This window comes from Psychroserpens luteolus (genome assembly GCF_021032705.1).
Taxonomy (GTDB): Bacteria; Bacteroidota; Bacteroidia; order Flavobacteriales; family Flavobacteriaceae; genus Psychroserpens; species Psychroserpens luteolus.
Genome location: NZ_JAHVXI010000011.1, coordinates 1 through 4,379 on the forward strand (window position 1 = coordinate 1; position 4,379 = coordinate 4,379).

General features: G+C 40.1%; 1 protein-coding gene. It reads right to left on the reverse strand.

Translation table 11 applies throughout. From position 1 onward, the window contains the following. The coding region (locus KWG70_RS17595) for a hypothetical protein (RefSeq protein WP_230937356.1) at positions 1–4,379 on the reverse strand (4,379 nt) is incomplete at both ends.

The window sequence follows — 4,379 nt, forward strand, 5'->3', positions numbered from 1 at the left end:
GTAATACTGTAATAGTCTTACTTGCTGTGATTGTTCTCTGACAGTTATCAGTGTATGTCCAGTTTACAATAATTACTCCACCACACTCATCGTAATCTGGTGTAGCTTCGCCTTGAACTTCTCCTGAAATCTCACATAATCCAGTTCCGCCATTAGTGTATCCTAATGATCCTGCTTGGTATGAATTTGCTTCCTCACATGAAATCTCCATGTCTTCCACTTCATCAAACTCTGCAGCTGGTGCTGGTAATACTGTGATTGTCTTTCTAGCATCGATTGTTCTCTGACAGTTATCAGTATATGTCCAGTCGATATAAAGTGTTCCACCACACTCATCGTATGATCCACTTAATTCACCTTGAACTTCTCCTGATATCTCACATGCTCCAGTTCCTCCATTAGTGTATCCTAATGCTCCGGCTACTACTGATGCTGCTTCTTCACATGAAACTTCCATGTCTTCTACTTCATCAAACTCTGCAGTTGGTGCTGGTAATACTGTGATCGTCTTCTTAGCTGTGATTGTTCTATCACAATCATCAGTATATGTCCAGTCAACATAAAGTGTTCCACCACACTCATCGTATGATCCACTTAATTCACCTTGAACTTCTCCTGAAATATTACATATATTATCATCAACTCCATTAGAGTAACCTAATAAACCTGGCTCAAATGAATTTGCTTCCTCACATGAAATCTCCATGTCTTCTACTTCATCAAACTCTGCAGCTGGTGCTGGTAATACTGTGATCGTCTTTCTAGCATCGATTGTTCTGTTACATGCATCAGTGTATGTCCAGTCAACATAAAGTGTTCCACCACACTCATCGTATGATCCACTTAATTCGCCTTGAACTTCTCCTGATATCTCACATGCTCCAGTTCCACCATTAGTGTATCCTAATGGATTCACTTCATATTGGCTAGCTAAATAACAAGCTATAGAAATATCCTGTACATCATTAAACTCAGCCATTGGTGCTGGTAATACTGTGATTGTCTTCTTAGCTGTGATTGTTCTATCACAATCATCAGTGTATGTCCAGTCAACATAAAGTGTTCCACCACACTCATCGTATGATCCACTTAATTCACCTTCTACTTCTCCTGATATCTCACATGCTCCAGTTCCACCATTAGTGTATCCTAATGATCCTGGCTCGAATGAATTTGCTTCTTCACATGAAATCTCCATGTCTTCTACTTCATCAAACTCTGCAGCTGGTGCTGGTAATACTGTAATAGTCTTACTTGCTGTGATTGTTCTCTGACAGTTATCAGTGTATGTCCAGTTTACTATAATTACTCCACCACACTCATCGTAATCTGGTGTAGCTTCGCCTTGAACTTCTCCTGATATCTCACATAATCCAGTTCCTCCATTAGTGTATCCTAATGTTCCTGCCTGGTATGAATTTGCTTCTTCACATGAAACTTCCATGTCTTCTACTTCATCAAACTCAGCCATTGGTGCTGGTAATACTGTGATCGTCTTCTTAGCTGTGATTGTTCTATCACAATCATCAGTGTATGTCCAGTCAACATAAAGTGTTCCACCACACTCATCGTATGATCCACTTAATTCACCTTGAACTTCTCCTGATATCTCACATGCTCCAGTTCCGCCATTAGTGTATCCTAATAAACCTGGCTCGAATGAATTTGCTTCTTCACATGAAATCTCCATGTCTTCCACTTCATCAAACTCTGCCATTGGTGCTGGCAACACTGTAATAGTCTTTCTAGCATCGATTGTTCTCTGACAGTTATCAGTGTATGTCCAATCGATATAAAGTGTTCCACCACACTCATCGTATGATCCACTTAATTCACCTTGAACTTCTCCTGATATCTCACATAATCCAGTTCCTCCATTAGTGTATCCTAATGATCCGGCTACTACTGATGCTGCTTCTTCACATGAAACTTCCATGTCTTCCACTTCATCAAACTCAGCCATTGGTGCTGGTAATACTGTGATCGTCTTCTTAGCTGTGATTGTTCTATCACAATCATCAGTGTACGTCCAGTCAACTTCTAATGTTCCTCCACATTCTGTGTAAGATCCACTTAATTCACCTTGAACTTCTCCTGATATCTCACATGCTCCAGTTCCGCCATTAGTGTATCCTAATAAACCTGGCTCGAATGAATTTGCTTCTTCACATGAAATCTCCATGTCTTCCACTTCATCAAACTCTGCCATTGGTGCTGGCAACACTGTAATAGTCTTTCTAGCATCGATTGTTCTCTGACAGTTATCAGTGTATGTCCAATCGATATAAAGTGTTCCACCACACTCATCGTATGATCCACTTAATTCACCTTGAACTTCTCCTGATATCTCACATGCTCCAGTTCCACCATTAGTGTATCCTAATGATCCGGCTACTACTGATGCTGCTTCTTCACATGAAACTTCCATGTCTTCCACTTCATCAAACTCTGCAGCTGGTGCTGGTAATACTGTAATAGTCTTCTTAGCTGTGATTGTTCTATCACAATCATCAGTGTATGTCCAGTCAACATAAAGTGTTCCACCACACTCATCGTATGATCCACTTAATTCACCTTCTACTTCTCCTTCAATTCTACAAGTATCAATACCTCCATTAGAGTATCCTAATAAACCTGGCTCGAATGAATTTGCTTCCTCACATGAAATCTCCATGTCTTCTACTTCATCAAACTCAGCCATTGGCGCTGGTAATACTGTGATTGTTTTTCTGTAATCAATTGTTCTCTGACAGTTATCAGTATATGTCCAGTCAACATAAAGTGTTCCACCACACTCATCGTATGATCCACTTAATTCACCTTCTACTTCTCCTGATATCTCACATAATCCAGTTCCACCATTAGTGTATCCTAATGTTCCGGCTACTACTGATGCTGCTTCTTCACATGAAACTTCCATGTCTTCCACTTCATCAAACTCAGCCATTGGTGCTGGTAATACTGTGATCGTCTTCTTAGCTGTAATCGTTCTATCACAATCATCAGTGTATGTCCAGTCAACATAAAGTGTTCCACCACACTCATCGTATGATCCACTTAATTCACCTTCTACTTCTCCTGATATCTCACATGCTCCAGTTCCGCCATTAGTGTATCCTAATGATCCTGGCTCGAATGAATTTGCTTCTTCACATGAAATCTCCATGTCTTCCACTTCATCAAACTCTGCCATTGGCGCTGGTAACACTGTAATAGTCTTACTTGCTGTGATTGTTCTCTGACAGTTATCAGTATATGTCCAGTTTACAATAATTACTCCACCACACTCATCGTAATCTGGTGTAGCTTCGCCTTGAACTTCTCCTGATATCTCACATAATCCAGTTCCTCCATTAGTGTATCCTAATGTTCCTGCCTGGTATGAATTTGCTTCCTCACATGAAATCTCCATGTCTTCCACTTCATCAAACTCAGCTATTGGTGCTGGTAATACTGTGATCGTCTTCTTAGCTGTAATCGTTCTATCACAATCATCAGTGTACGTCCAGTCAACTTCTAATGTTCCTCCACATTCTGTGTAAGATCCACTTAATTCACCTTGAACTTCTCCTGATATCTCACATGCTCCAGTTCCGCCATTAGTGTATCCTAATAAACCTGGCTCGAATGAATTTGCTTCTTCACATGAAATCTCCATGTCTTCCACTTCATCAAACTCTGCCATTGGTGCTGGTAATACTGTAATAGTCTTACTTGCTGTGATTGTTCTCTGACAGTTATCAGTGTATGTCCAGTTTACAATAATTACTCCACCACACTCATCGTAATCTGGTGTAGCTTCGCCTTGAACTTCTCCTGATATCTCACATAATCCAGTTCCTCCATTAGTGTATCCTAATGTTCCTGCTTGGTATGAATTTGCTTCTTCACATGAAATCTCCATGTCTTCTACTTCATCAAACTCAGCAGCTGGTGCTGGATTAACTTTAATTTGTTGTCTTTCTGTAATTGTTCTATCACAATCATCAGTGTATGTCCAATCGATGAATAGTAAACCTCCACATTCAGAATACTGACCGCTTAATTCACCTTCTACTTCACCTGAAATATTACATGCACCTTCTAATCCATTAGAATATCCAAGAGGATATGCTGTAAATGAATTTGCTTCCTCACAAGTAATTGTAATATTATCTACTTGTTCAAACTCTGCTGCTGGTGCTGGTAAAACAGTAATAGTCTTTCTAGCATCGATTGTTCTCTGACAGTTATCAGTGTATGTCCAGTCGATATAAAGTGTTCCACCACACTCATCGTATGATCCACTTAATTCGCCTTGAACTTCTCCTGATATCTCACATGCTCCAGTTCCACCATTAGTGTATCCTAATGTTCCGGCTACTACTGATGCTGCTTCT